Origin of the sequence: Pseudomonas sp. 2VD (genome assembly GCF_005503585.1) — a bacterium.
Lineage (GTDB): Bacteria > Pseudomonadota > Gammaproteobacteria > Pseudomonadales > Pseudomonadaceae > Pseudomonas > Pseudomonas aeruginosa.
Genome location: NZ_SCND01000623.1, coordinates 1 through 1663 on the forward strand (window position 1 = coordinate 1; position 1663 = coordinate 1663).

Below are 1663 nucleotides of genomic sequence, written 5' to 3' on the forward strand. Positions count from 1 at the left end.
ATGTGTATAAGGGGCAGGTTGCAGCGGGTGCAGCGCGGCGTCGGCGGCCAGCCGCCACGGCGGCGGCTCCGGGTTGATCGGCTGGGCGTCGCCGCCGACGTGGATCGGCTCGCGCAACAGCACGCAGTAGCGTTCAAGGATCTCGCGCAGGCGCGCGGCCTGGGTCAGCGCACTGTATTCGTCCTGCAGTTCGAGGGTGATCTCGGTGCCTACCGGGCGCGCCGGCATCGGCGTCACGCTGTATTGCTCGGCGTTGCTGGAGACGTAGCAGAAGCCCAGCTCCGGGTGCTGGTAAGACGTGGTCCGCACGCTGACCCGGCGGGCCAGGACGAAAGCGGAGAGGAAGCCCAGGCCGAACATGCCGATCAGCCCGCTGTCCTCGTGGCCGGACTGGCGCAGTCCGCGGGTGTAGCCGACGCCGACGGTGGCCAGGTAGGCGTGGATTTCGTGTTCGGTGAGGCCGGCGCCGGTGTCGACGATGCGCACGGTGTTGCTGGCGCTGTCGCCGATCACCTCGATTCGCGACGGCCCTTGCCAGTCGGGCTGCTCCAGGCGGCGACGGAGGATCGAGTCGTGGGCGTTCTGCACCAGCTCGCGCAACGCCACGGTGGGCGTGGAATAGAGGTGCTTGCTGAGCACCGACATCACGCCGTTGAGGTCGACTCCAGCGCGACGGATCTGGGGAGTGTTCGATTGCGGAAAGCTGCTTTGCATGTCCCTATCCAAGCGTTCGATGAATGGCGTCCGCTCGCGCGCGAGCGGTCCGGTGCGGGATTCTGCCACGTTCCGTCACGTTCCTTGTGCAACGGCGTGCCCGCGATGAGCTTCAGGCCGCACGGAAGCGGCCCGGAGTGCAATAGAGCCGCGTCGCGGCGAAATGTTCAACCCTCCAGGCCGATCAATTGTCGCCGGCTGCGCTCGAACCAGTCGAGCAGGTAATCGGCGAGCACCTGGGTGCGCCGCGGCAGGCCGCCCTGGAACGGATGGACGAGGAACATCGGCGTGCTGCGCGTCTGGTAGTCGCGCAGCAACCAGGCCAGGCGGCCGTCGCCCAGTTCGTCGTGGACCATGTATGACGGCAGCCGGGCGATGCCGGTGCCGGCCAGCGCGGCTTTCTTCAACAGGCTGTAGTGGTTGCTGGCGAGAAAGCCGGCAACCCGTACCCGCTCCAGCCGATGGTGGCGGTGATAGAGCCACTCCTCGTGGCCGCTGTAGTGCGAGTTCAGCAGGCACTCGCGCTCGGCCAGCTCGGCCGGGCGTTGCGGCTCGCCATGTCGCGCCAGGTAGGCGGGACTGGCGCAGGTGATTTCCTGCAGGACGAACAGCGGCCGCGCCACCAGCCGGGCGTCCTGCTCGACCCCAGAGCGGATCGCCAGGTCGAAGCCCTCGCCAACCAGGTCGCGCAGGCCGTTGTACAGGTCCAGCTCGACGCGCAGCAGCGGATGGCGTTCCTGGAAGTCCTCCAGCAGCGCGTCGAACAGGGTCTCGCCCAGCGAGACCGGGAGGGTCACCCGCACCCGTCCTTCCGCTCGCTCCTGCAAGCGCGCCACCGCCTGCCGCGCGCGCTCGGCCTGCACCAGCAACGCCTGCGCCTCGGGCAGCAGCGCGGCGCCGGCGGCGGTCAGCGAAAGACGGCGGGTGGTGCGGTGCAAGAGGGTTACGC

General features: G+C 68.7%; 2 protein-coding genes. Both read right to left on the minus strand.

Annotated features, from left to right (window positions below):
* Positions 1 to 783 (minus strand): ATP-binding protein (locus tag FFS27_RS32495; protein WP_171019284.1); only part of this gene is annotated, 783 nt, incomplete at its 3' end.
* A 98-nt stretch (positions 784 to 881) separates the two neighbouring features.
* Positions 882 to 1663, minus strand: a 782-nt coding sequence (locus FFS27_RS32500; protein ID WP_137952543.1) for a LysR family transcriptional regulator, incomplete at its 5' end; no start/stop codon positions are given.